This window comes from Pseudomonas sp. XP1, assembly GCF_053557675.1.
Genome location: NZ_JBNRIJ010000011.1, coordinates 55,254 through 57,217, shown reverse-complemented (window position 1 = coordinate 57,217; position 1,964 = coordinate 55,254). Strand labels below are relative to the sequence as shown.

Sequence of the window (1,964 nt, the reverse complement as noted above, 5' to 3'; positions counted from 1 at the left end):
CTCCCACAGGTGCTGCGCCAACCTTGAATACTGCGCGGTACCTGTGGGAGCGGGCGTGCCCGCGAAGAGGCCGGCACAGGCACCCAAACTGCTAGTTCTGGTCGCCTCCGCGATCATCCCCAACATCATGGTCAGCCCCATCATCAGCGCCATGCCCTACACCGTGTGGCTCGCCCACGTCGTGATTCGCTTCGTGATTCGCCTCATGGTTGGCTTCATGATTTGCTTCGTGGTTGGCCTCGTGGTCGGCACCATCATCAGCACCATTGCGCCCGCGGCCATCATGACCCGGGCCACCATGCCCTCCACCATCGCCACTGTGCCCGCTGCCACTGCCGCCGTGGCCACCACCCGAGCCACCGCCGCCGCTACCACCACCTCCACCGCCATGACCACCGCCTCCGCCGCCATGGCCACCGCCACCGCCGCTGCCTCCTCCACCGCCACCGTGACCACCGCCACCATCCTTCGCGTACGCGCTGGAGGTAACGCCAAAGGAGTCAGGCACCAACACGGCCGAAGCCGACAATACTGCACCGATAGCCAAAGCCAACAAGCATTTCCTGAGCATCATGAGCCTCCGCTTGGAGTAACACCGGGTTGCATTACGCACCCTGTGATTTCCGGCCCCCATGGGGCGACTTGCTAGCCAGTGCGGCCTTCCATCTGCAGCGGTGAACGAGATCCTTCAGGGCCTTGCCGGCCAAATATTTCAGGATGTTTCTTGATTTTTTGAGCGTAGCCACGCCGCTGCGCTTGTCACCGACCGGTCATCAGAATGGCTTGCTCGCCAAAGGCCACTGCACCATGGCCTGGCGAGCCGGATTGCTCAGGATGCCGCGCGGGGCATCAGCTCATACGGGTGCTTCCACCCTGGCAACGTCTGGATTCGCGCCTTCCATGCCTCGATGTGGGTGAACTGCGCCAACACAATGCCAGTGTCCTCAGGCATGAACACATACCCGGCCAACGACAGGTCAGCGATAGTCAACCGGCCACCGACCATGAACGGCGTCTTCGCCAGGTGCGCGTCGACAATACGGTAGGCTGCCATGGCACGTTCACGCAGGAACCGGGTCACGTCCGTTTCACCGGTTTTCTTCAGGCAGAAAAGAAAACGCAGCGCCGCGTAGTAACTGGTGAACTTGTGGTTGTCGAACAGCATCCAGCGCCAGATCTCGCGCTTTTCGTCTTCGTCGCGGGGGCCGAACTGCCCGGTTTTCTCCGCAAGGTAGTCAAGGATCAGCGCAGACTGAGTGAAGGATTTGCCGGCGTGCTCCAACACCGGCACCTCGCCCTGCTCGTTCACTTCGTCGCGCCAGGCTTGTTCGCGAGTCTGGCCATTGAAGAAATCGACGAACACCGGCTGCCAGTCCAGGCCTGTGAGCTCAAGCATCAGGGCAGCCTTGTAGGCGTTACCGGATTCGGCGAAACAATGCAGCTTGTAGTCGGGCATGGGTGAGAACCTTCAGTATCCATTGAATGATTGGGCCATCAGCCCGAGCAGATCACGCCTGGCCCGCAACGGTCAATGGTCCCAGTTGGAGCTGGCTTGCCGGCGATGGGCTGCGCAGCAGCCCCGGCAATCTCCAGCGTTGAACAAGGGAACTACCACCCCACCTGCGCTTTCTTAAACACTGAGTGGTTCAATTACTTGGGCTTCATGCTACTGGAGAACACACCATGCGCCACCTACTCCTCGCCCCTGCGCTGCTGCTCCTGCTGCCTGCCGGTGCTGCCCTGGCTGACGTCGACGCAGGCGACGTCGCAACCTCGGCCGGTGTTTCCGCCTCGCTTTACTCGACCTTCAAGGACGACAAACGGATCATCCCGGCGCGTGACGAGCTTTCGGCCTACGTCGCCAGCGGTGGTGCAATCCGTGGCGCCTATGTGGAGTCGGCGCTGGAACAAGCCCGCAAGGACAACCCAGGCCTGCAGGCCAATGATGAAGAGCTGGCCCGGGC

Annotated in this window: 3 protein-coding genes; 1 reads left to right on the top strand and 2 read right to left on the bottom strand. The window is 61.6% G+C overall.

Going from position 1 to position 1,964, the window contains the following annotated elements; all coding sequences use genetic code 11:
• Positions 1 to 156: 156 nt before the first annotated feature.
• Together ACK1U9_RS12535 and ACK1U9_RS12530 are read right to left on the bottom strand one after the other, a co-directional pair.
• A complete protein-coding gene (locus ACK1U9_RS12535; protein WP_196173006.1) occupies positions 157 to 456 on the bottom strand; it encodes a hypothetical protein in 300 nt (99 codons plus the stop codon).
• A gap of 373 nt (positions 457 to 829) precedes the next feature.
• On the bottom strand, positions 830 to 1,456 hold the full coding sequence (locus tag ACK1U9_RS12530) for a glutathione S-transferase family protein (RefSeq protein ID WP_108481496.1): 627 nt from the start codon (positions 1,454 to 1,456) through the stop codon (positions 830 to 832).
• Positions 1,457 to 1,683: 227 nt separating this feature from the next.
• Between ACK1U9_RS12530 and ACK1U9_RS12525 the strand changes: the two genes are divergently transcribed.
• Positions 1,684 to 1,964: DUF2388 domain-containing protein (locus ACK1U9_RS12525; protein ID WP_449109928.1), on the top strand; the 281-nt coding region annotated here is incomplete at its 3' end.

Coding starts and splice junctions, on each gene's coding strand:
- ACK1U9_RS12530 (WP_108481496.1), bottom strand. CDS start 1,456: ATGCCCGACTACAAGCTGCATTGTTTCGCCGAATCCGGTAACGCCTAC.